This window comes from Qipengyuania citrea, assembly GCF_009828015.1.
In the GTDB taxonomy this organism is placed as follows: Bacteria; Pseudomonadota; Alphaproteobacteria; order Sphingomonadales; family Sphingomonadaceae; genus Qipengyuania; species Qipengyuania citrea.
Genome location: NZ_WTYG01000001.1, coordinates 435,802 through 458,349, shown reverse-complemented (window position 1 = coordinate 458,349; position 22,548 = coordinate 435,802). Strand labels below are relative to the sequence as shown.

The 22,548-nt window shown below is 65.9% G+C and carries 22 protein-coding genes and 1 tRNA gene; 14 read left to right on the top strand and 9 right to left on the bottom strand.

The annotated features are described in order from the left end of the window. The first annotated feature begins 124 nt into the window (after window positions 1–124). From galE to pal, 7 genes are all read left to right on the top strand, one after another. Window positions 125–1,135: a UDP-glucose 4-epimerase GalE gene (gene galE, locus GRI55_RS02050; RefSeq protein ID WP_160766037.1), complete on the top strand. Its 1,011-nt coding sequence runs from the start codon at window positions 125–127 to the stop codon at window positions 1,133–1,135. Window positions 1,136–1,223: 88 nt separating this feature from the next. Continuing rightward, window positions 1,224–1,688 carry an acyl-CoA thioesterase gene (locus GRI55_RS02045; protein ID WP_050599512.1) on the top strand — a complete coding sequence of 155 codons (465 nt, stop codon included), beginning with the start codon at window positions 1,224–1,226 and terminating at the stop codon, window positions 1,686–1,688. Then, a complete protein-coding gene (gene tolQ, locus GRI55_RS02040) occupies window positions 1,685–2,383 on the top strand; it encodes a protein TolQ (protein WP_160766036.1) in 699 nt (232 codons plus the stop codon). Before GRI55_RS02045 ends, tolQ begins: the two co-directional genes overlap by 4 nt. Beyond that, complete coding sequence (locus GRI55_RS02035; RefSeq protein ID WP_160766035.1) at window positions 2,383–2,862, top strand: ExbD/TolR family protein; 480 nt, start codon at window positions 2,383–2,385, stop codon at window positions 2,860–2,862. The genes tolQ and GRI55_RS02035 overlap by 1 nt, the downstream gene beginning before the upstream one ends. A 9-nt stretch (window positions 2,863–2,871) precedes the next feature. Beyond that, window positions 2,872–3,687, top strand: coding sequence for an energy transducer TonB (locus GRI55_RS02030; RefSeq protein WP_160766034.1), 816 nt, complete (start codon window positions 2,872–2,874; stop codon window positions 3,685–3,687). Next, window positions 3,684–5,072 carry a Tol-Pal system beta propeller repeat protein TolB gene (gene tolB / locus GRI55_RS02025; RefSeq protein WP_160766033.1) on the top strand — a complete coding sequence of 463 codons (1,389 nt, stop codon included), beginning with the start codon at window positions 3,684–3,686 and terminating at the stop codon, window positions 5,070–5,072. The genes GRI55_RS02030 and tolB overlap by 4 nt, the downstream gene beginning before the upstream one ends. A gap of 76 nt (window positions 5,073–5,148) precedes the next feature. Then, window positions 5,149–5,655, top strand: a complete 507-nt coding sequence (gene pal / locus GRI55_RS02020; protein ID WP_063505004.1) for a peptidoglycan-associated lipoprotein Pal — start codon at window positions 5,149–5,151, stop codon at window positions 5,653–5,655. A gap of 59 nt (window positions 5,656–5,714) precedes the next feature. Here pal and GRI55_RS02015 read toward each other — a convergent pair whose 3' ends face one another. Continuing rightward, the gene (locus GRI55_RS02015; RefSeq protein ID WP_156488666.1) at window positions 5,715–5,864 is read right to left on the bottom strand and encodes a hypothetical protein; all 150 of its coding nucleotides are present in this window, start codon (window positions 5,862–5,864) and stop codon (window positions 5,715–5,717) included. Window positions 5,865–6,017: 153 nt separating this feature from the next. Between GRI55_RS02015 and GRI55_RS02010 the strand changes: the two genes are divergently transcribed. Then, complete coding sequence (locus GRI55_RS02010; protein ID WP_050600989.1) at window positions 6,018–6,551, top strand: J domain-containing protein; 534 nt, start codon at window positions 6,018–6,020, stop codon at window positions 6,549–6,551. A gap of 47 nt (window positions 6,552–6,598) precedes the next feature. Here the strand turns inward: GRI55_RS02010 and GRI55_RS02005 are convergent, their stop codons facing one another. The 5 genes from GRI55_RS02005 to pdeM all read right to left on the bottom strand — a co-directional run bounded on the left by GRI55_RS02005 (window position 6,599) and on the right by pdeM (window position 12,025). After that, the gene (locus GRI55_RS02005; protein WP_160766446.1) at window positions 6,599–7,309 is read right to left on the bottom strand and encodes an ATP-grasp domain-containing protein; all 711 of its coding nucleotides are present in this window, start codon (window positions 7,307–7,309) and stop codon (window positions 6,599–6,601) included. 182 nt (window positions 7,310–7,491) lie between these two features. Continuing rightward, window positions 7,492–8,799, bottom strand: coding sequence for a cystathionine gamma-synthase family protein (locus tag GRI55_RS02000; protein WP_160766032.1), 1,308 nt, complete (start codon window positions 8,797–8,799; stop codon window positions 7,492–7,494). 302 nt (window positions 8,800–9,101) lie between these two features. Then, window positions 9,102–10,511 carry an SLC13 family permease gene (locus tag GRI55_RS01995; protein ID WP_160766031.1) on the bottom strand — a complete coding sequence of 470 codons (1,410 nt, stop codon included), beginning with the start codon at window positions 10,509–10,511 and terminating at the stop codon, window positions 9,102–9,104. Between the two features lie 135 nt (window positions 10,512–10,646). Beyond that, window positions 10,647–11,165 carry a translation initiation factor IF-3 gene (infC, locus tag GRI55_RS01990; RefSeq protein ID WP_082835772.1) on the bottom strand — a complete coding sequence of 173 codons (519 nt, stop codon included), beginning with the start codon at window positions 11,163–11,165 and terminating at the stop codon, window positions 10,647–10,649. Window positions 11,166–11,320: 155 nt separating this feature from the next. Beyond that, on the bottom strand, window positions 11,321–12,025 hold the full coding sequence (gene pdeM, locus GRI55_RS01985) for a ligase-associated DNA damage response endonuclease PdeM (protein ID WP_160766030.1): 705 nt from the start codon (window positions 12,023–12,025) through the stop codon (window positions 11,321–11,323). A 45-nt stretch (window positions 12,026–12,070) separates the two neighbouring features. Here pdeM and hemF point away from each other — a divergent pair, with 45 nt between their 5' ends. Further along, entirely contained in the window at window positions 12,071–12,943 is an 873-nt protein-coding gene (hemF, locus tag GRI55_RS01980; protein WP_063535018.1) for an oxygen-dependent coproporphyrinogen oxidase, read from the top strand. A gap of 77 nt (window positions 12,944–13,020) precedes the next feature. Continuing rightward, window positions 13,021–14,925: a M1 family metallopeptidase gene (locus tag GRI55_RS01975; RefSeq protein WP_160766029.1), complete on the top strand. Its 1,905-nt coding sequence runs from the start codon at window positions 13,021–13,023 to the stop codon at window positions 14,923–14,925. A 1-nt stretch (window position 14,926) separates the two neighbouring features. Here the strand turns inward: GRI55_RS01975 and fumC are convergent, their stop codons facing one another. Further along, the gene (gene fumC, locus GRI55_RS01970; RefSeq protein ID WP_160766028.1) at window positions 14,927–16,312 is read right to left on the bottom strand and encodes a class II fumarate hydratase; all 1,386 of its coding nucleotides are present in this window, start codon (window positions 16,310–16,312) and stop codon (window positions 14,927–14,929) included. Between the two features lie 125 nt (window positions 16,313–16,437). Here fumC and GRI55_RS01965 point away from each other — a divergent pair, with 125 nt between their 5' ends. After that, entirely contained in the window at window positions 16,438–18,528 is a 2,091-nt protein-coding gene (locus GRI55_RS01965) for a RelA/SpoT family protein (protein WP_063512120.1), read from the top strand. Beyond that, window positions 18,525–18,887: a VOC family protein gene (locus GRI55_RS01960; protein WP_307019783.1), complete on the top strand. Its 363-nt coding sequence runs from the start codon at window positions 18,525–18,527 to the stop codon at window positions 18,885–18,887. Before GRI55_RS01965 ends, GRI55_RS01960 begins: the two co-directional genes overlap by 4 nt. On the opposite strand, the gene GRI55_RS01955 is transcribed toward GRI55_RS01960, so the two are convergent. Further along, the gene (locus GRI55_RS01955; RefSeq protein ID WP_050600982.1) at window positions 18,884–19,201 is read right to left on the bottom strand and encodes a DUF1905 domain-containing protein; all 318 of its coding nucleotides are present in this window, start codon (window positions 19,199–19,201) and stop codon (window positions 18,884–18,886) included. The two genes, GRI55_RS01960 and GRI55_RS01955, sit on opposite strands and share 4 nt — an antisense overlap. After that, window positions 19,198–20,202, bottom strand: coding sequence for a peptidylprolyl isomerase (locus GRI55_RS01950; RefSeq protein ID WP_160766027.1), 1,005 nt, complete (start codon window positions 20,200–20,202; stop codon window positions 19,198–19,200). Before GRI55_RS01950 ends, GRI55_RS01955 begins: the two co-directional genes overlap by 4 nt. A gap of 306 nt (window positions 20,203–20,508) precedes the next feature. Between GRI55_RS01950 and GRI55_RS01945 the strand changes: the two genes are divergently transcribed. Beyond that, window positions 20,509–20,599, top strand: a tRNA-Ser gene (locus GRI55_RS01945). 182 nt (window positions 20,600–20,781) lie between these two features. Beyond that, entirely contained in the window at window positions 20,782–22,485 is a 1,704-nt protein-coding gene (locus GRI55_RS01940) for a sensor domain-containing diguanylate cyclase (RefSeq protein WP_160766026.1), read from the top strand. Window positions 22,486–22,548 lie beyond the last annotated feature (63 nt).

Here is a 22,548-nt window from a genome sequence, read left to right as displayed (position 1 = left end):
TGGAGCTGCAACGCATGGCACGGCGGATTTGCACCATCGCTGCCGAATTTCCGCAGAACTTGCCCTTCGCGCGCGAAAATCTGCGGCGTTGCCGTAACCGGCGGGTGTGCTAGTCCTTCGCTCCATGAACGAGACGACGAAGGTCCCCGTGCTGGTCACCGGGGGGGCAGGCTATATCGGCAGTCATGCAGTGCTCGCGCTACGCGATGCCGGGTGGCCGGTGGCCGTGATCGACAATTTGTCGACCGGCTTTGCCTTCGCCGTGCCCGAGGATGTTCCGCTGTACGAAGGCGATATTTCCGATTCCATCCTGCTCGAACAGATCTTCGCCGAGCAGGGCACCGAAGCGATCATGCATTTTGCCGGATCGATCGTCGTCCCGGAATCGGTCGAGGACCCGCTGGGCTATTACGACAACAACACGGTCAAGAGCCGCGCGCTGATCGAGGCGGCGGTGGAAGGCGGTGTCGCGCATTTCATCTTCAGCTCGACCGCGGCGACGTACGGCACGCCCGAACATTCGCCGGTGACCGAGGACAGCCCCAAGCAGCCGATCAATCCGTATGGCTGGTCCAAGCTGATGACCGAACAGATGCTGGCCGACGCCAGCGCGGCGCACGGCTTCAATTTCTGCGCCCTGCGCTATTTCAATGTCGCGGGCGCCGATCCGCAGGCGCGCACGGGCCAGTCGACCGCGGGTGCCACGCATCTGATCAAGGTCGCCTGCGAAGCAGCCACGGGCAAACGCGACGACGTGGCCGTTTTCGGCACCGATTACGATACGCCCGACGGCACCGGCGTGCGCGACTACATCCACGTCAGCGATCTGGCACAGGCGCACCTGCTCGCGCTCGAGGCGCTGATCGAACAGCCGGGCCGGTCGCTGACGATGAACTGCGGCTATGGCCGCGGCTTTTCGGTCACCGAGGTGCTCGACGCGGTCGACCGGGTGACCAACCAGACCATCACGCGCCGGCTCGAACCGCGCCGCGCGGGCGACCCGGCGGAGCTGGTGTCGGATCCCTCGCGGATAAGGGAAACGCTGCCATGGCAGCCGCGCCATGCCGACCTGGAGCAGATCATCGCGCATGCATTGCAATGGGAACGCAAGCTGTCCGATCTGCGCGGCGAGTGACAGGCGTCCCGCTGGTCGCTCGAAAAGGTCGGCTCGTCGTTCTGGATTGCCCGGCCATCGGCGCCTCGTCTAAAGGGCGCGCTTGACCATGACTTTGCCCTCCTTCCCCGATGGAACGCTCGACGCCGGCCGGCACTTCTATGCGGTGCGTGTCTATTACGAAGACACGGACCTGTCGGGGATCACGTATCACGCCAACTACCTGCGCTGGTTCGAACGCGCGCGCAGCGATCTGCTGCGCCAGCTGAAGATCGACCAGCGGGCAGCGATCGAAACCGGGGGCGGCGCCTATGCGGTCTCCGAGGTCAATCTGAAATATCTGCGGCCCGCCAGGCTCGACGACGATGTGCTGATAGAAACGCGCTGCACCGAACTCAAAGCGGCATCGTGCCGGATGCACCAGCTTGCGTTCAGGTTGGCGGATGAAAAGCGCGAACTTCTGGCCGAGGCACATTTGCGCGTCGGCTTCGTTTCACCCGAGGGCCGGCCCAAGCGCCAGCCCGAAGAATGGCGCGCGGCTTTCGCGCATTTTGTCGAGCAAGGGGACTCATGAGCTCGCTTACTTTTCTCGCCGCCGCGGCACCGACCCGGCTCGACCCGATCCGCCTGTTCCTCGATGCCGACATCGTCGTGCAGCTGGTCATGGCCGGCCTGCTGCTGGCCAGCATCTGGGTGTGGATGATCATCGTCAGCTTCAGCCTGCGCATGCGCAAGCTGCGTAGCCGCACGATCGAGTATGAAAGCGAGTTCTGGCAGGCGGAGAGCTTCGACCGCTTCACGTCCGAGCGCGGCAGCAAGGACATCCCCGCAGCGCGCGTCGCGCAGGCGGCCGTCTCCGAATATCGCCGTTCGACCAAGACCGCAGTGCGCGATCCCGAAGCCCTGCGCGGGCGGGTCGCGGTGGCGATGGACAGCCAGATCGCGATCGAGGCGGACGATATCGCCGAACGCCTCAACTTCCTTGCTACGGTCGGTTCGGTGGCGCCCTTCGTCGGCCTGTTCGGTACCGTTTGGGGCATCATGAACAGCTTCTTCCAGATCGGCGCACAGGAAAGCTCCTCGCTCGCCGTTGTCGCACCGGGTATCTCCGAAGCGCTCTTCGCCACTGCGATCGGCCTGTTCGCGGCGATCCCCGCGGTTATCGCCTACAACCGCTTCGGCCACCGCGTGGATCGCTACGAAGCGCGGCTGCAGCGTTTCGCCGACAAGCTGAACGCGACCTTCAGCCGCCAGCTGGAAACCCGCTGATGGCGATGGGTCTTGCCTCTGCGCGTGGCGGCGGGCGGCGCGGCCGCGGTTCTCGCCGCCGGCCGATGAGCGAGATCAACGTTACCCCCTTCGTCGATGTCATGCTGGTGCTGCTGATCATCTTCATGGTCACCGCGCCGCTGATGACCGCCGGGGTGCCGATCGACCTCCCCGACAGCCGCGCGGCGCAGCTGCCGAACGAACAGCAGCAGATCACGATCAGCATCGATCAGGCGGGCTATGTCTATATCGACGATGTCGAAGTCCCGCTGGGCGGCCTGCCGCAGGCGCTGGAAAGCCTTCCGCGCGCCGGCGGTGAAGGACCCGACATCACGCTGCGCGCCGACCGCGCGCTCGATTACGGCCGCGTGATGGCGGTCATGGGCGAACTCAACCGGGCCGGGCTCAATCGCATCTCGCTGATTACCAACAGCGCGGCGCCGGCGCCGGTCAACGCCGGTTCATCGGCAGCGGAATAGCCGCACGTCATGGAGAGAACGGCAATCAGGGCAGAGGAGCGGACCGGGCTGGCGGTCGCGGTCATCCTGCACCTCGCGCTGTTCGCCATGCTGTTCGTCCAGGGGCTGTTCCCCGCGCCCACCATCGATCCGCCGCAGCGCATGACGGTCAGCCTCGCCGAAGATGTCGGCATGCAGGCAACCGCGCCCGACCCGGTTACCGAGAGCCGGGCATCGGCAGCGCCCACGCTCGACATCAATCCTGCGCCCGCGCCGGCGCAGGAACTGCCGGTCCCGCCGCAGGTCGAACGGCCGGTTCCGCCCGCGCGCACGCAGGCCGCGCAGCCGGCTGCGCGTCCCCAGGCGCGGCCCGAACCCCGACCGACGACGCGGCCCGATCCGCCTCGCACGCAAAGCCAGCCGCAAGCCAGTCAGCGCAGCGGGGGCTCGCGCCTCGGCGACAATTTCCTCGAAGGTTCTGGCGACAGCACGCGCACCAATGAAACGCGGGTGCCCGCGTCGCAGATCGGCGCAAGCGCCAAGGCCTCGCTGTTCCAGGCCGTGGCGCGGCAATTGCGACCGCACTGGCGGCCCGTCGATGGCGCGGACCGAGAAAAGCTGGTTTCGAAAATCCGTTTCCGGCTCAATCCCGATGGAACGCTGGCGGGTGCGCCCAGCCTCGTCGGCCAGCGGGGCGAGACCGAAGCCAACCGCGCGCAGGCGCCGCGGCATGCCGAAAATGCTATCAGGGCGGTCCAACTCGCCGCCCCCTTCGACCTCCCGCCCGAATATTACGAGGCGTGGAAGACCGTAACCGTCGATTTCGATTGGAACCTGTCCCGATGAAGCAACCCGCCCTGTTCGTCCTCGCGCTCATGATCGCCTCGCCGCTCGCGGCCCAGAACCAGGATTTGGGGCAGCCCGTGCCCGAAGGGGGCGAGGTCGAGACGATCGACGAAGGCGAAGGCCTTTCGGGGACCGTGAGTTTCGACGGCAATCTCGACGATCTCGGGATCGCCATCCCCGGCTTCGCCACCGACCGCGATGTCGCAACGCCGGCCAACTCCTCGGGCACTGCCGCGCTGGGCAAGGAACTTGCCCGGGTCATCACGGCCGACCTGCGCAACAACGGCCTGTTCAAGCCGACCGGCCCCGACGCATTGCCGCAGCCCAGCTTCGGCGAGATCACTGCACCCAACTGGCCGATCTGGTCGAACCGCGGCGCCGAAATGCTCGTTCACGGCTATGTCCGCGCGCGCAGCGACGACCGGCTGACGGTCGGCTGCTACCTCTACGACATGGCGCTGCAGCAGGAACTGGTCCGCGAGGGCTGGGTCGTGCCGCCGGCGGACTGGCGCCGCGCCGCGCACAAATGCGCCGATATCGTCTATTCGCGGCTGACCGGCGAAAGCCCGTTCTTCGATAGCCGGATCGCCTATATCGCCGAAACCGGGCCCAAGGATAACCGGACCAAGCGGCTCGCGATCATGGACAGCGACGGGGCCAATCACCGGTTCATCACCACGGGGCGGTCGACCGCGCTGACGCCGCGCTATTCACCCGATTACAAGCAGCTGGTCTATCTCAGCTATGTCGACGGCAATCCGCGCATCTATGTCTACGACATCGGTACCGGCCGGCAGACGCTGATCAGCCAGAGCAGCAATCCGACCTTTGCGCCGCGCTGGAGCCCCGACGGGCGCTGGATTCTCTATTCGATGGCCGTGGGCGGCAACACCGATATCTACCGCGTATCGGCCAGCGGCGGCGAAAGCATCCGGCTGACCGATACGCCCGGTATCGACATCGGCGGATCCTATTCGCCCGATGGCAGCCAGATCGTGTTCGAGAGCGACCGTTCGGGCAGCCAGCAGATCTACATCATGAACGCCGATGGCACCGGCCAGCGCCGATTGTCCTTCTTCGGTGGCCGAGCAGCGACGCCCGAATGGAGCCCGCGCGGCGACCAGATCGCGTTCACGCATATTGCCGGCGACTTCAATGTCGCAGTGATGAGTCCCAACGGCCGCAACATGCGCACGCTGACCAATGGCTGGCAGGACGAAGCGCCCACCTGGGCACCCAACGGCCGCATCCTCCAGTTCTTCCGCACCGAACGCAACAGCGGCAAGACCGGCCTGTGGCAGGTCGACCTGACGGGTGAGAACCTGCGCCGCCTGCCGACGCCGGTCGATGCCTCGGACCCAGCCTGGGGACCGATCCTGCCCTGACTGCATTGATTAGGAACAAGGATCGCCTTTCGGCGACGAAAACGACTTCACCACGCTGTTTATAAGGGGACAGCCTATGAATACTCGTATTGCTACCGGCCTGATGCTCGCATCGACCATTGCGCTTGCCGCGTGCCAGAAGAAGGCGCCCGAGGAACTGCCGCCGCCGCCGACGGCCACGCCCGCGCCGGCGCCTGCGCCGAGCGGCCCCACGGTTGGCTCGCAGCAGCACTTCGTCGACGCCGTCGGGCAGGAAAACACGGTCGTCTATTTCGATACCGACCGCTTCAACATTGATGCCGAGGACCAAGCGAAGCTGCAGCGCCAGGCGCAGTACTTCAACCAGTATTCTGGCGTGACCTTCACTGTCGAAGGGCATTGCGACGAACGCGGCACGCGCGATTATAACCTCGCGCTGGGCGAACGCCGCGCCAATGCCGCGAAGAACTATCTCGTCTCGATCGGTATTCCGGCCAACCGGATCCGGACCGTAAGCTACGGGAAGGAACGCCCGGTCGCCTTGGGTTCGAACGAAGCGGCATGGGCGCAGAACCGCCGCGCTGCGACCGTGACTATCGGTTGAACCGTACCAGAGGGCTCCCGCCAGGCGGGGGCCCTTTCCCTATGGGGCATTGACTACAATCAGCGCGCGGCGCTGATGCTCGCGAAAGGCATGCCCGGGCTGATCTGCCCGCCGCGCCCGGCATCGAACCCGCCATGGCCGGCGGCAATCGCGAACGACGCCATCGTCAGGACTGCGACGCAGGCGGAGAAGGTCAGCTGTTTGCTCATCTCAGGTCTCATGCATGGCGCTCTACGGCCAAAGGGTTTAGCGAACGTTGCAATGCAACATTTCGTATTGAAACCTGTTCCCGGCGGTTGCACCTTTTGCCAGCGCGCCTAGATTAACCGCGATGTTTTCCCGACAATCGACTTTTTCGCCCCGTGGCTAAGGCGCGCCGTTCGAACGACTGGGGCTTCCCCCGCTGGCGTGGCTACGGTTCCTCGCGCGAGGCGACGACCGTGCGCCTGTGCGACCGGCACGGCTGCGAAGAGCCCGGCGAATGCCCCGCGCCCAAGGCGCCGAACAGCCCCGAGCGGTGGATGTTCTGCCAGAAGCATGCGGCCGAATACAATCGCAAGTGGGACTATTTCGAAGGGCTCGACAAGGCCGAGAAGGAAGCCCGCGCGTCGGCCGAACGCAGCGAGAATGCCGGTTACGCAGAGGCGCAGCATTACGGCTGGAGCGGCAGCGGCGACGGCTCGCGTAGCGCCGACGAAATGCGCGCGCTGGAAGTGCTCGAACTGGACGCCGACGCCGATTTCACGGCGATCAAGAAGGCCTGGCGCGACAAGGCCAAGACGGTGCATCCCGACGTCAAGCCGGGCGACAAGGAAGCCGCAGCCGAGTTCCAGAAGCTGCAACTTGCTTATGAAGTGCTCAAGGCCGCCGAAGACCGGCGCGAATGGCGCGGGTAGGGCGTCCCGCTGAAGGACGAGGGCGCCCGGAACGATAGGGGACGGCCCTAGCTTCCGCCCGGCAATCTTGCGCGCACGGCGCGCGCTACCAATTCGCCCAGATTGTCCGCTTGCTCGGGGTAGAGATAGGGTTCGATCAACTCGGCTTCCATCACTGCCAGCGTGCCCGATGGCAGCCGCACCATGTCGATCCGGGCGTAGAGCAGCGGTTCGAACGGCAGCGCCGCCACCACCGCCTGCGCCGCGGCCAGGTCGCGCGCGTCGGGCGTATAGGGGGTCTCGTATCCGCCGTAGAGCGACTGGATCCGGTAATCGTCCGGCCCGGCACGCTTGCAGACGCCGTGGCTGAAGGCGCCGTCGATGAAGACATAGGTGAACTCGCCTTCCTCCACCACGCTGGGCAGGAAGGGCTGGACCATGCAGGGGCAGCCCATGGTCCAGTTGTCATCGGGCAGCGAATCGCGCGCAAAGCTGTGTTGCCCGATACCACCTGCGCCGACCTGCCGTTTCACCACTACGCGATCGGCCGCGAAATGCGCCATCGCGTCCTGCACACCGGCGCGGCCGAGGTCCCTGCGCCACAGCGTCGGGACGATCGCGGCCCCCTGCTGCGCCAATTCGTCGAGATAGCGCTTGTCCGCGTTCCACCGTACCACGGCGGGCGGATTGCAGATGGTAACGCCGCGCTCCTCGATCGCCGCCAGCTTGGCGATGAATTCGTCGGGATAGTCCTGATAGTCCCACGCCGTGCCCAGCATCACCAGCGCTATGCCGTCGAAGGCAGCGATCGGCGCGCGCCAGTCGATTTCTTCCAGTTCGAGGCCCTGCGCCGCCAGCGCCGGTCGCAGCGCGGCGACTTCGAGATCGTGTTCGAACGCGTCTCCCCGGCGCGGGCCATCGCCGGGGAGCGTGTCGGCACAGGCGAGAAAGCCGATCCGGGTCAGACTGTCTCCAGTGCTTGCGTGAAGTCGGCGATCAGATCGTCGGGATCCTCGATACCGATCGAGATGCGCACCAGATTGTCGGAAATGCCCAGTTCCGCGCGGCGTCCCTCGGCCACCGACAGGTGCGTCATCGAGGCGGGATGGCTCGCCAGCGTCTCGGTCCCGCCGAGGCTGACCGCCAGCTTGGCGATCTTGAGCGCGTCGAGGAAGCGGAAGCATTCGGCCTCGCCGCCCTTGAGCAGCAGCGAAAAGGTGCTGCCCGCGCCCTTGCAGTGACGATCGTAGATGTCCTGCTGGCGCGCATCCTTGATCATGCCAAGATAGCCGAGCCCTTCGACCTTGGGATGCTGCGCCAGGAATTCGCAGACCTTGGCGGCGTTCTCGCCCGCACGGTTCATCCGCAGTTCGACCGTCTCGAGGCTGCGCATCAGCATCCACGCGGTGTTCGGATCGCAAATGCCGCCCATGGTGTTGCGCAGCATGCGCACCGGTTCCATCCATTTCTTCGCCCCGGCAATGCTGCCCGCGACGAGGTCCGAATGGCCGCCGACATATTTGGTCAGCGAATAGACGACAATGTCCGCGCCCTGGTCGAGCGGGCGCTGCCACAGCGGGCCGAGGAAGGTGTTGTCGATCGCGATCGGGCAATCGAGCTGCGCCGCATCGACCGACGCGCGGACCGCTTCGATGTCGACCAGCGCATTGGTCGGGTTACCCGGGCTTTCGAGATAGACCATGCAGACCTTGCCGCCTTGCTCGTCGGCCTGCGCCTGCGCCTTCTCGATCACGGCGTCGATCTCCTCGCGGGTGGCACCGGCGGGGAAGTCGACATAGGTGACGCCGAACTTGGCGAGCACCTTGGCGACGAAGCCTTCGGAGGCGGCGTAGAGCGGGCCCGAGTGGACGATCACGTCGTTCTGGCTGGCATAGGCGAGCATCAGCACGCAGATCGCGGTCATCCCGCTGGAGAAACTGAGCGCGTCTTCGGCGCCGTCCCACACCGAGAGGCGATCTTCGAGGATCTCCTGGTTGGGCGCGTTGAAGCGCGAATAGACGAGACCGTCCGCGCCGCCCGGGCGCTTACCGGTGATGCCTTCGAAATGACGCTTGCCGTCGGCGGCGCTGGGGAAGGCGAAGGTCGAGGTAAGGAAGATCGGCGGCTTGAGGCTGCCTTCGGACAGCACCGGGTCATAGCCATAGCCCATCATCAGCGTGCTGGGCTTGAGTTCGCGCCCGTCGATCTTGGTGACTTCGGGCTTGGGCGCCATGCGCGGCGAGGTAGGGTCGATATCGTGGTCGCTCATCGGCGAACCTCCTTCCTGATCAGCGCTCCCAGGAAGGCGGGAGCCAAGGCGGATGGTCCGCGGCGCCCGTTCCTAACCTCCGCAGGAACGCTTCTCCGCCGACCGCCGCTGTCGGCTCAATCCTTATGGTGGACCGCTGTTGGTTTCAACTGCGACGAGTCCCGCAAGGTGCGACACATGGACCGCGGCCCTACCGACAAAATGCACCAGAACGCGGAATGGGTGCAGTGCGGCCCGAGTTTTGCGGTGCGGCGGTCGTCGCCCGGGTCCCGGCGTGCCGCGCGCGGCGGAGTGCCTGCCTTCTAGACCAGCCCGGCCATTCCCCACACCACGGCGACGATCATGAATATGCCGGCTATGTCCAGCAGCAGCCCCGCCTTGACCATGCGGTCGATACGGATGTGCCCGGTCGACCAGGCGATCGCATTGGGGCCGGTGCCCGCGGGCAGCATGAACCCCCAGCTCGCGGCAAGCGCGGCGGGCATGGCGAGCAGGATCGGATCGACGCCCAGCGCCACCACCAGCGCGGCGATCACCGGGATGATCCCGGTGGCGGTGGCGACATTGCTGGCAAACTCGGTGATCAGCACCACCATCGCCACCACCGCCAGCGCCACCAGCAGCAGCGGGAAAGCCTCCAGCGGGAGGAGGGCGTTGCCCAGCCAGTCGGCCAGCCCGCTCGCGCTCATCCCTGCTGCCAGCGCCAGCCCGCCGCCGAACATCATGATGACACCCCACGGCGCGCGGTTGGCCTCTTCCCACACCAGCAGCGGCCGCCCGGTGCCATCGGGCAGCAGGAACAGCGCCAGGCTGGCGATGATGGCGATGGTGCCATCGGTCCACGACCCTTCCGGCAGGTAGGGTCCCAGTACCAGCCGCGTCATCCAGGCGGCAAAGGTCAGCGCGACGACGATCATCAGCCGCCGTTCGGCGGGGCCCATCGGCTGTTCATTGGCCACCGCTGCGCGCGCCGCGGCGACATCGAAGGGGTGCGCCGAAACGCGCTGGACCCGCGCGACGAGGAAAGCCGCGAGCGGAACGCCGAGCAGCACGATGGGGAAGCCGTAGAACGACCATTCGGCAAAGCTGATCTGCGTACCGATCATCGTGTCCAGCAGCCCCACCGAGATCGCGTTGGTCGGCGATCCGACCAGCGTGCCGAGCCCGCCGATGCTGGCCGCAAACGCGATCCCCATGGGCAAGGCGCCCGCCAGCCCGTCGCGGTCCCCGGCCAGCACCCCGCCGCCCGCGAGGACGGCCACCGCCATGGGCATCATGATGAGGGTGGTGGAAGTGTTCGAAATCAGCATCGACAGGATCGCGGCGGCGATCATGAAGGCCAGCAGCAGGCCGGCCTGTCCGCCGCGCCCGCCAAGCAGGCTGAGAATCCCCAGCGCAAGCCGCCGGTGCAGACCGGTGCGTTCGATCGCCAGCGCGATGAAGCCGCCGCCCAGCAGCAGGAACAGGATGTCGGAATAATAGGCGCTGGCGGTTTCCTTGGCGCTCATCACCCCGGCAAAGGGCAGCACGATGAACGGCATCAGCGCGGTCGCGGTCAGCGGCAGCGCCTCGGTCATCCACCAGGCGGCCATCAGCACCACCAGCCCGGCGACGATGAATGCCTCGCGCTGTATGCCCGCGGGCGTGGGCAGGAAAATGCTGGCCAGCAGCGCCGCAGCGCCCACCAGCAATCCGATATGTCTGGCCGCCATGTGCTGCGATCCCCCCTTGGCGCGAACTGCTAACAGCGGCGCGCGGGCGGGGCAACGCGCCAAGCGCATGGATGCCCGATACGAAAAGGGCGGCCCCGAAGCGCCGCCCTTTCGCAATGCAGTGTGGCGTGCGCCTTACTTGGGCGCGAGCACCATGATCATCTGACGCCCTTCGAGGCGCGGGAAGGCTTCGACCTTGGCGATTTCCTCGACATCGTCGCGGACGCGGTTGAGGAGATCCATGCCGAGCTGCTGGTGCGCCATTTCGCGGCCGCGGAACCGCAGCGTGCACTTCACCTTGTCGCCGTTCTCGAGGAACTTGACGACATTGCGCATCTTCACCTCGTAATCGTGGGTGTCGATGTTCGGGCGCATCTTGACCTCTTTGATTTCCTGGGTCTTCTGCGTCTTGCGGGCGAGGTTGGCTTTTTTCTGCGCCTCGTAGCGGTGCTTGCCGACATCCAGGAACTTGCACACCGGCGGGTCCGCATTGGGGGACACTTCGACGAGGTTGAGACCAAGTTCATTGGCCTGCTCGACCGCTTCGCGGGTGAACATAACGCCGATGTTTTCGCCTTCGTGGTCGATCACGCGGACTTTCGGCACATTGATCATGTTATCGTAGCGCGGGCCGCTTTTCACGGGCATTTGCATGCTGCGCCGGGGTGGACGGGCTATGGGGCACTCTCCTTTGGTGGCCGTATTCGGAACTGGTTGCGGTAATTGGAAAGCCAGCATGTAGGCATTGTTCCGGGGATTCGGAAGTGTGTTATGCGAATGGGGCGCATATTTGCGCGCTGTTGTTGCCCTCAGGCAGCGCGGTTCCACAGGTTGAAGCGCGCCAGCTGGCCCTTTGCCGGGACCACCGCATCGATCCGCTGCGCTGGCTGGAGCGCCTTCAGGATCGCCGGATCGGCCGCATCCATCCCCCCGGTAAAGGCGCCGAAGGCGGGCAGGATCATACGTCCGCCCGGCTTGCCGCCGGGGCCATCGTTCGCGCTGACCACCGCGCAGGGGCGGCGGATATGGCGCTGGCGCACCTTGAGCTGGAGGCGGGGGTGGTAGTGGCCCGACAGTTCCGGGCGGATTTCGCCTGCCTTCGCGCGGTGGCGCAGGATCAGCCCGCCGAGCTCGAGTTCTTCCGCCAGCGTGCCGCCGCAGCGGGCTTCCATTTCGGGATCGTGATTGCCGGTGATCCAGACCCAGTCGACCGTGCGGGTCAGCGCGTGAAGCATCCCCGCGGCATGCTCTTCGAGCCGGGTGGACCCGGCCGAATCGTGGAAATTGTCGCCCAGCGTGATGACCCGGCGCGCGCCCGTTTCGCGGATCGCCAGCGCCATGCGTTCCAGCGTTTCGCGGCTGTCATAGGGCGGAATCAGCTGCCCGTGCCGCGCGAAGAAACTGCCTTTTTCCAGATGCAGGTCGGCCACCAGCAGCGCGCGTTCGCGCGGCCAGTACAGCGCGCGGCCTTCGGTGAGGAGCCATTCCTCGCCTGCGAACGAAAGGGGAACCATGGCTCGCTATTGCCGTAGCGAAGTGGGGATGGCAAGGCTTTTGCCATGACCGACTGGACCCAGCAGACCGAGACCGCCCGCACCTGGTTCGAAAGCCTGCGCGACCGTATCTGCGCCGAATTCGAAGCCATCGAGCGCGAGGCGGGCAGCGATGCCGGCTTCCAGTACGACAGCTGGAACCGCGAAGAGGAAGGCAATGCCGATCCCGGCGGCGGGACGCGCGGCTTGATGAAGGGCAAGGTGTTCGAAAAGGTCGGCGTGAACGTTTCGACCGTGCGCGGCAATTTCGCGAAGGAATTCGCCGCCACGATCAATGGCGCCAGCGCGGACAGCCCGGGCTTTACTGCCACCGGCATCAGCCTGGTCGCGCATATGGCCAATCCGCATGTGCCCGCCGTGCATATGAACACGCGGTTCCTGACCACCGGCAAGGCGTGGTTCGGCGGCGGGGCCGATCTCAATCCGCCGATCCCCTATGCCGAGGACACGGACGAATTCCACGCCTGTTTCCGCGCGGCCTGCGCGGCGCACAACCCGACCTATTATGAACGCTTCAAGAAGTGGGCCGACGACTATTTCTACATCCCCCACCGCGGCGTGCACCGCGGGGTGGGCGGGATCTTCTACGACCACCTCGAATGCGAGGATCCCGCCGTCGACGAAGGGGCCGCGTTCGACCGCAATCTCGCTTTCACCAAGGACGTGGGCGAGGCTTTCCTCGATATCTTCCCGCGGCTGGTGCGCCGCCGGATGGACAGCGCGTTCACGGCGCAGGACAAGCAGACCCAGCTCGAATGGCGCGGGCGCTATGCCGAGTTCAACCTGGTCTACGACCGCGGCACGCTGTTCGGCCTCAAGACCGGCGGCAATATCGACGCGATCCTGATGAGCCTGCCGCCCGAGGCGGTCTGGAGCTGAACCGGCCACCCGTCCAAGCCGCTGCAATAACAGACAGATAGCCGGGTCGCGTATCCGGCCCTTCACGGAGACCTTTCATGCGTAGATTCGCCGCACCGCTCGCCTTGTTGCTCACCAGTACCGCCTGTACCACGATGGAAGCGGCGCCCGCGCCGGTCGCTGCGGCAGCGGACCGCATGGTCTCGCCGATCCTGACCTCGCCCGAGGCAGTCGACACGCTGACCCATGCGCAGCCCCAGGTCGCGCGGGTCACGCATGTCGCGCTCGATCTCGACCTCGATTTCGACGCCAAGCGTGTCGGCGGGACGGCGGAACTGAGCGTGCTGGCCGCGCCGGGGGCCGAGGAAATCGTGCTCGACACCAACGGGCTCGAGATCGCGCAGGTCACCGACGGGCAGGGCGGCGCGCTGTCCCATACGGTGGGCGAGCCGGTGGCCGAAGGCGGCAAGGGCGCGCCGCTGACGATCCGCCTCGACGGCGCGGAGACGCTGCGCATCGCCTATCGCGCGCCCGCCGATGCCAGCGCGCTGCAATGGCTCAGCCCCGAACAGACCAAGGGCGGGGTGCATCCCTTCCTCTTCAGCCAGGGACAGGCGATCCTCAATCGCAGCTGGATCCCGACGCAGGACAGCCCCGGCATCCGGCAGACATGGGAAGCGCGCATCACCGCACCCGCGCCGCTCGACGTGGTGATGAGCGGCGTGCGCCAGGGTGAGCCCGAGGATCTCGGCAACGGCCGCCGTGCCTTCACCTTCGTGATGGACAAGCCGGTGCCGCCCTATCTCATCGCGATCGCGGCGGGCGATATCGATTTCCGCGCGATCGGTCCGCGCACCGGCGTCTGGGCCGAACCCGCCACGCTCGACCGGGCATGGCGCGAAGTGAACGACACCGAGGAAATGGTCGTCGCGGCCGAGGAGCTCTACGGCGAATACCGCTGGGGCCGCTACGACATGATCGTGCTGCCGCCCGCCTTCCCCTATGGCGGGATGGAAAACCCGGTGATGACCTTCCTCACCCCGACCTTCATCGCGGGCGACCGGTCGAACAACGGCCTCGTGGCGCACGAACTGGCGCACAGCTGGTCGGGCAATCTCGTCACCAATGCGGTGTGGGGCGACAGCTGGCTCAACGAGGGCGTGACCACCTATTTCGAGAACCGCATCGTCGAGGCGGTTTATGGTAAGCAGCGCGCCGAGCAGGAAGCAGCGCTGATGTTCGCCAATATCCGGGAAACGCTGGCCGAGGTCGGCGAGGATGCCCCGGGCACCGCGCTGAGCACCGATGGCGGTTACCAGCTCGGCAGCGCGATTGCCTATGACAAGGGCGCGTTTTTCCTGCGCACGGTCGAAAGCGTGGTCGGCCGCGAGCGTTTCGACTCCTGGCTGCGCCAGTGGTTCGACAACCATGCCTTCCAGCCCGCCACCAGCGAGCTGTTCCTCGCGGACATGATGGAAAACCTGGTGCAGGGCGAGGCCGAGGCCGATGCGCTGATGCTGCGCGAATGGATCTTCGAGCCGGGCTTGCCCGCGAATGTGGCCAAGCCCGACCCGGCGGCATTCGCCGCGGTCGATGCCGCGGTGTCGGCCTATGCCGCCGAGGGCACGATCCCGGCGGGCTATGCGCAGTGGAGCAGCGCCGAGCGCCAGCGCTTCCTCGACAATATTCCCAAGCAGCGCACTGCCGAGCAACTCGCCGCGCTGAACGAGGCGCTGGGCCTGTCGGGCACGGGCAATAACGAGGAGCTGTTCCTGTGGCTCGAACTGGCGCTCGCCAATCGCTACGAACCCGCGGTGCCGCAGGCGGAGGAATTCCTCGCCGAGGTCGGCCGCGCGAAATTCGTGCGCCCGCTGTTCCAGGTGCTGTGGGACCAGGACGAATGGGGCCGGCCGATCGCGCAGCGCATCTATGCCGAGACCCGCGATAGCTACCACGCGGTAACGCGCGGCGGGGTCGACCGCATTCTCGGGACCGAGGGCTAGGTCACACCATATCGGCGGGGCGGACGAGGCGGTCGAAGGTCGGCTCGTCCACCAGCCCCAGCTCGAGGCCCGCCTGCTTGAGCGTCTGGCCGGTCTGGTGTGCATGCTTGGCAATCTTGGCGGCATTGTCGTAGCCGATCTCGGGCGCCAATGCCGTCACCAGCATCAAGGACCGTTCGACCAGCGCGGCGATCTGTTCAGTGTTCGCCTCGATCCCCTCGACGCAGCGGGTGGCAAAACCTTCCATCCCGATTGCGAGCAATTCGACCGAGCGGAGCACGTTCGACCCGATCAGCGGCATGAACACATTGAGCTCGAAATGGCCCTGCATTCCGCCCACCGTCACTGCCTGGTGATTGCCGATCACCTGGCCCGCGACCATCGTCAGCATCTCGCACTGGGTCGGGTTGACCTTGCCCGGCATGATCGAGCTGCCCGGTTCGTTCGCGGGTAGCGACAGTTCGCCAAGGCCCGAGCGCGGACCCGATGCGAGGAAGCGGATATCGTTGGCGATCTTGTTGAGCGCCACTGCAAGCGTGTTGAGCGCGCCCGAGAAGGACACCAGCCCGTCCTTCGCAGCGAGCTGTTCGAAGGTGTTGGGCGCAGGCTCGAAAGCAAAGTCGGTGATATCGCTGATCGCGCGGGCCATATCCGCGGGCCAGCCATCGGGCGCATTGAGCCCGGTGCCGACCGCGGTGCCGCCGATCGCGAGCTTGCGGATGTCGTTCTCCAATGCGCTTTCGATCCGCGCCCGGCAGCTCTTCAGCTGCCCGACATAGCCGGAAAATTCCTGGCCCAGCGTCAGCGGGGTGGCGTCCTGCGTATGCGTGCGGCCGATCTTGACGATATCGGCAAAGGCCCGCGCCTTCGCGTCAAGCGCTGCCACCAGTCGGTCGAGTGCGGGCAGCAGCGCATCGCGCGACGCCAGCGCGGCGGCGACATGCAGCGCGGTGGGGAAGCTGTCGTTCGAGCTTTGCGAGCGGTTTACATGGTCGTTGGGATGGACCGGCTCCTTGCCGCCGCGCGTGCCCGCCAGCGCTTCATTGGCGATTCCGGCGATCACTTCGTTGACGTTCATATTGGTCTGCGTGCCGCTGCCCGTCTGGAAGATGGTCAGCGGGAACTGGTCGTCATATTCGCCTGCCCGGATCGCGGTGGCGGCACATTCGATCGCCTCGGCGAGCGGTGCCTCCAGTCCGTGCTGGCGGTTGATCCGTGCCGCGGCCTGCTTGACCGCCGCCTGCGCGTGGACGATCTGGATCGGCATGCGCTGGTGCGCGGGGAAGGGGAAGTTGGTCAGGCTGCGCTGCGTCTGCGCGCCCCAATAGGCGTCGGCAGGGACTTCGATGGGGCCGATGGAATCGGTTTCGGTGCGCGTCTGGGTCATGGCCTGTCTCTCTCCGGATGATGCGATGCCACAGGTAGGATCGCTGTACGGCGCATGCCACCCGCAGCGGCCCTGCGTGAAGATTCCATCTGTTCAGGCGGGTGAAGCGCACCTATCTCGAACACATGCTGCGCCAGTACGAACTCGTTGAACGGGTCAAGGAATACGATCCCGACGCCGACGAGGCGATGCTCAACCGCGCCTATGTCTATACCGTGCAGAAGCACGGCACGCAGACCCGCGCCAGTGGCGATCCCTATTTCAGCCACCCGGTCGAAGTCGCCGGCCTGATGACCGATCTCAAGCTCGACCAGGAAACCATCGCCACCGCGCTGCTGCACGACACGGTCGAAGACACGCTGGCGACGATCGACGATATCGAGCAGCATTTCGGCAAGGATGTCGCGCGGCTGGTCGACGGGGTGACCAAGCTGTCGAAGATCGAGCAGATGCCCGAGAACGAGCGCGCGGCGGAAAACCTGCGCAAGTTCCTGCTGGCGATGAGCGAGGACATCCGCGTGCTGCTGGTCAAGCTGGGCGACCGGCTGCACAACATGCGGACGCTGCATTTCATCAAGAAGCCCGAGAAGCGTCAGCGGATCGCGCGCGAGACGATGGATATCTACGCCCCGCTGGCCGAGCGCATCGGGCTGTATGAATATATGCGCGAGATGCAGATGCTCGCCTTCGAGCAGATCGAGCCCGAAGCCTTCGCCACCATCACCCAGCGGCTCGACCAGATCCGCAGCGAGGATGGCGGGCAGGTCGATGCGATCGCGCTCGACATGAAACACGCCTTGCTCGAAGCCGGGATAACCACCGAGGTTTCGGGCCGCGAAAAGCACCCCTATTCGATCTGGCGCAAGATGGCCGAACGCCATGTCTCGTTCGAACAGGTCACCGACATCATGGCCTTTCGCATCATCTGCGAGGACGTGGCCGACTGCTACCGCGCGCTGGGGGTGCTGCACACGACGTGGCAGTTTCTCCCGGGCAAGTTCAAGGATTACATCTCCACTCCGAAGAACAACGGTTACCGCTCGCTCCACACTTCGCTGATCTACGGCAAGTCGATGCGCGTCGAAGTGCAGATCCGCACGCGCGAGATGCACCGGGTGAACGAATTCGGCTTCGCCGCGCACTGGGCCTACAAGCAGGATGGCCGGCCCGACGGGCAGGTCGGCTGGCTGCGCGACCTGATCGAGATCGTCGATGCCAGCCACGATCCCGAAGAGCTGCTCGAGCACACGCGGATGGCGATCTACCAGGATCGCATCTTTGCCTTTACTCCCAAGGGGGCGCTGTTCCAGCTGCCCAAGGGGGCGACCCCGGTCGATTTCGCCTTTGCCGTGCACACCGATCTGGGGGCGCAGACGGTGGGGGCCAAGATCAACGGGCGGCACATGCCGCTGCGCACACAGCTCAACAATGGCGACGTGGTCGAGATCATTAAAAGCGACAATGCCGATCCGCAGCTGTCGTGGCTGGGCTTTGTCGTGACCGGCAAGGCGCGCGCTTCGATCCGCCGCGCGGTGCGGCTCAAGGAACGCGCCGAAGTGGCGGAAATCGGGCAGAAGCTGTTCGACGAGATTGCGCTGCGCGTGCCTGCGAAGATCGGCAAGAAGGCGCTGCGCGAAGCGATCAAGCGGCTCGAGATGGAGGACGAGGAAGACCTCTATTACGCAATCGGATCGGCCAAGATCGAGGACCGCGCGGTGATGGAGGCACTGGTCCCCGGCTGCACCGCAGAGCTTGAGAACGAGCCCGACTGGGCCAAGAGCGGCAAGGCGCTGTCGATCCGCGGCCTGACGCCCGGCATGGGCTTTCAGCTGGCCCATTGCTGCCACCCGGTTCCGGGCGACCGGATCGTCGGCGTGCGGCGGCCCAACGAAGGGGTCGAAGTGCACACGATCGACTGCGCACACCTTGCCAACGGGATCGACAGCGACTGGCTGGATCTGTCTTGGGGCAAGCGTTCGCGCGGGGCAGTCGGCCGCATGCGCGTCACGCTCTACGACCGGCCCGGGACGCTCGCGGAAATGGCAGGCATCTTCGCGCAGAACCACGTGAATGTGACGAGCCTCGACCAGACCCAGCTCGATCACCCGTTCACCACTTACGAGATCGACCTGGAAGTACAGGACGTGCCCCATCTGTCGCGCATCCTCAGCGCCCTGCGGGCCAGCGATTCGATCGCCCAGGCCGAACGGGTGTGAGCGCGCCGCTGGGCATCGACCATGTCCAGCTGGCGATGCCGGAGGGCGGCGAAGACCGGGCCCGCGCCTTCTACACCGATCTGCTCGGCATGCGTGAAGTGGCCAAGCCGTCCAACCTTTCCACGGCCGGGTGCTGGTTCGAATGCGGCGCGCTGCAGCTGCACCTGGGGGTCGACCCCGATTTCCGACCGGCGTGCAAGGCGCATCCGGCGTTGCTGGTCGGCGATCTGGCAGAGTTTCGCGCCAGGCTTGCGCAAGCGGGAGCAATCGTCAGGGAAGACAAGCCGATTGCGGGGTATCATCGCTGCTTTACCGAAGACCCTTTCGGCAACCGTATCGAGTTGATGCAGAAGCTCTAGACGGGTCGCAGCGTGACCGCGACCGGGTCGCCCTCGGCGAGTTTCTCGGCCTTGCGCACCGGTGCCTTGACCGGCAGCATCCAGCCGCCCTCGTCGCGTGGAAAGCAGGATGTCTGCCAGACGGTTTCACCGATGCATGCCTCGACCTTGAGCGAGCGGAACCCGCGTTTGCCGCCCAGTTCGAGCCGCCACATCGCTTCGGTTGCCGACAGGCTCTCGCCCGCTTCGCCTTCGATTGTCACGAAGAACCAGCTGACGCCGTTCTTCGCGGTCCAGCGCCAGAGCGGCGCGGTGACGGATACGCTCTCGCTCAATCGGCCACCCGGCGCACGGGCACCGGGATATTGCAGATATCCGCGCCGCCTGCGGGATAGATGAAGAACGGGTCGCGGCGGTTCGCGCGCGCATCGGCATAGCGCGCGAAGGTTTCGCCTTCGGTGGACAGATATTCGAACGCAGGCCGCTCACTATCGGGCAGGTCGCTGGCGACGCGCACCGAGACGATGGGCGTGCGCTTGTCCGCTTCCCCGGCAGTGTAGAAGCCCAGCGCGCCCGAACCGCGCGGCAGCGAAGACAAGTGCTCCATCCCTTCCACCACGCGCCCGACCAGCGCGATGTTGCGGTCGAGGTGGCGCGGTGCATGGCCGATAACGGTATAAAGCTCTGCGCCGCTGCCCGTATCTGGCGAATAGCCACGCCCGACGCCGACCATGCCATAGCAATGGACCGGCCAGGCGACCGGTTCGTCATCCGTCATCGCGATCGGCCAGCCGTCGAAAAAGGCATGTGCCCTCGCATAGGGATCGGCCCGGTAGAGGGTGGTGGGGTCGCTGGGTGCCACGCGGGAAGCAGTGGTTTCGAAATAGGTGCGGATCTTAGCGATCGCGGGTTCGTCCAGCCTCGCCGAATACTCGTTTTCGGGCACGGCGGCGAGGTTGGCCGGCACAGCTTTCGCCTCGCCCCCGGCCTCGGGATTGTCGTAGTTCGGATCGCCCCACTGGACGACATAATTGTCCTGCACGCGGTTGACCGCTGTGCCGTCGTACCATTCGGTGCGGGCGAGCGTGCGGATGTTCCCGACCCAGCCTTGGCTGAAAGGCGCGGGCATAAGCTGGATCACCACCTCGCGCGCGGTGCCATCTGGCGCGGAGGCCAGCGTCATTACCAGCAAGTCCTCCGGGGCAATGGTGGTCCATTCCGCCGCAGGTGCCTGCGCGACGATTTCGCCCGGCGAAGGCGGCGCGGCCTCGTCCTGCGCCTGCGCGGGAGCAGCAAGCGCGAGCAGCGCGGCGAACGGAAAAAGCGATTTGGTCATCTGCAGGGGAGTGCCACCCGCTCCGGCAAAACGAAAGCCCCCTCTCGCGCATTGTACGGACGGGAGGGGGCCTCGTGGCGGTGTTCGCAGGGGATGCCTGATCCGCGCAGCACCGTCGCGCAAATGGATCATAGCACGAAATCGGGCCTCGGCGCCATACTGCCCGCGCATTGGCTTGCGATTCGCATCGGGCGCCGCTAGACGCGCGGCTCTTTTGCGGCGCTACCGCGCTGTGCGCTTGAGCGCCGATCGGGTTTTGCCCATCGCCCTCAAGCAGCGAAGCGGTAGGGTAGCCAAGGAGAATGCGGAGCAGTGGCCGAGTGGTCGAAGGCGCACGCCTGGAAAGTGTGTATACGGTAACCCCGTATCGAGGGTTCGAATCCCTCCTGCTCCGCCACCCACTTTTTCGAGCGGAATGGCGCCCAGTGGTGCCGATCAGGCGCAGTTCGGCGGGACAATCGGGGAAATTCCGCCTCGGTGATTGCATTCGCTCCGTATCTGTTAACTAGAAACGGTGCGGGGTCGCTGCGTGTCGTTCGGCGTCTGGATCGCCGCGATGGCTTTGGTTCGGGGGGCGGAATGAAGGCAGGGCTGGGCAGTCTGCGGCGCATGCTATGGGTCATGGCGGTGGCCTGTGCCCTGATCTCGGGACCCCATCTGGCTGCCCAACCGCCGGCCGGCACCTGCTTCGCCGTCACTTCTTCGGTCGCCGCGCCCGATCGGTCCGATCTGCAGTGCGCCGGTGCACCGACCGGCTATCGCGGCAGCGTCCTGTGGCTGCGGCTGCCGGTTCCCGCCAGCCAGTCCCGCGATGCGTCGCTGGCGATGCACACCACGCGGTTCGAGCGAATGAGCGTAATGTTCGAATATGCCGATACGCTCGGCCCGCGGCATACGATCGGCCGGGGGGATTTCGCCGACAGCTGGCATATTGGCGGGCAGGTCGCTTTTCGCGCGCGCGGCGACCAGCCCGCAACGGCGGTCTGGCTGCGGATCGCGGGGCTGGAGGATTACAACCTGCTGTCGCTGCGCATAGTGTCCGCGCAGGCTGCCCAGCGTCAGTTCGAGCTGACGGCATTTGCCATCGGCGCAGCGTTGGCGCTGCTGGGCATAGCCGCCCTGTTCAACATGGGCCTCGCAGCCAGCATGCGGCGCAGCTTCTTCCTGTGGCATGGCGGCTGGGCTGCGACCGTGATGGTCTGGGGCCTGGTCTGGTCCCAGGCCGGACTGGCGGTCTTTCCTGCAGCCGCGGGCACGGCGTCGGCGCGGCTGGCGACGGTGCTTGCCTGCCTGGCGATCATGTTCGCGACCTTCGCCACCGCATCCGCCTTGCGCGACGCGCTGCCCCGCTGGCCGCTGCGTCTGCTGGGTGCGCTCGGGGTGCTTGTCCTCGCGGCAGGCGTCGCCAGCGGTCTGCCCGGCGTCGATATCGGCCAATTCGCGCCGGTGCTGATGATCGGCACATTGTCATCGCTTGCTCTGGCCACCGCCTGTATTGCCGCGGGGTGGAGGAAGGGCCACGGCGCCGCCCGCGACCTGGCGATCAGCTGGGCGATCCCCATGGTGACGCTGGCGATGACCCAGATCGTCGATCTCGACGCGATCCTGTGGGGCGGGGGCGACAAGGTCCTGATGCTGTATGCTTCGGCGCTGCAGGTCGTGTGCCTGACCGGTTTCGCGACCGTGCGGCTGCGCGCGCTGCGGATGCAGCGCGACCGGGCGGTGGAGATCGGCAAGGCCCTGGCCGAACTTGCCGAACGCGATCCGCTTACCGGCCTGCTGAACCGCAGGGGCTTCCTCGGCAAATACGCCGAGGCATTCGGCGGCGGGGCGAGCAGGCCAGTCGGCCTGCTGCTTATCGACGTGGACAAGTTCAAGGCCGTCAACGACGAGTTCGGGCATCAGGCGGGCGACGAGGTGCTCGTGACGCTCGGGCGCCGGCTGGCATCGTTCGAGGAGCGTTTCGGCTGCCGCGTGGGCAGGCTGGGCGGCGAGGAATTCGTTCTGGGGGTGAGCGGGGTTGCCGATGGCGGGCTGGTCGAGCTTGCGGAAACGGTGCGGTCCGAACTGGCCGAATGCGATTTCGGCGCAACCGCGCCGGGGCATCGGATCAGCGTCAGCATCGGCGTGGCGCAGGGCGCGGCCGACCGGCCGTTCCAGGCGCTGTACCGGAAAGCCGACGAAGCACTCTATGCCGCCAAGCGCGAAGGCCGCAACCGGGTGGTCTGCGCCGATCGCGATATCGAGAGCGACCAGGCACCGGTGTTGCAGCAGGTGTCCTGACTGGTTTTTCAGCGCTTGGCTGCACTGGCTCAAGCGTGTGGTAGTGCTGCGGCGACGTCCAAA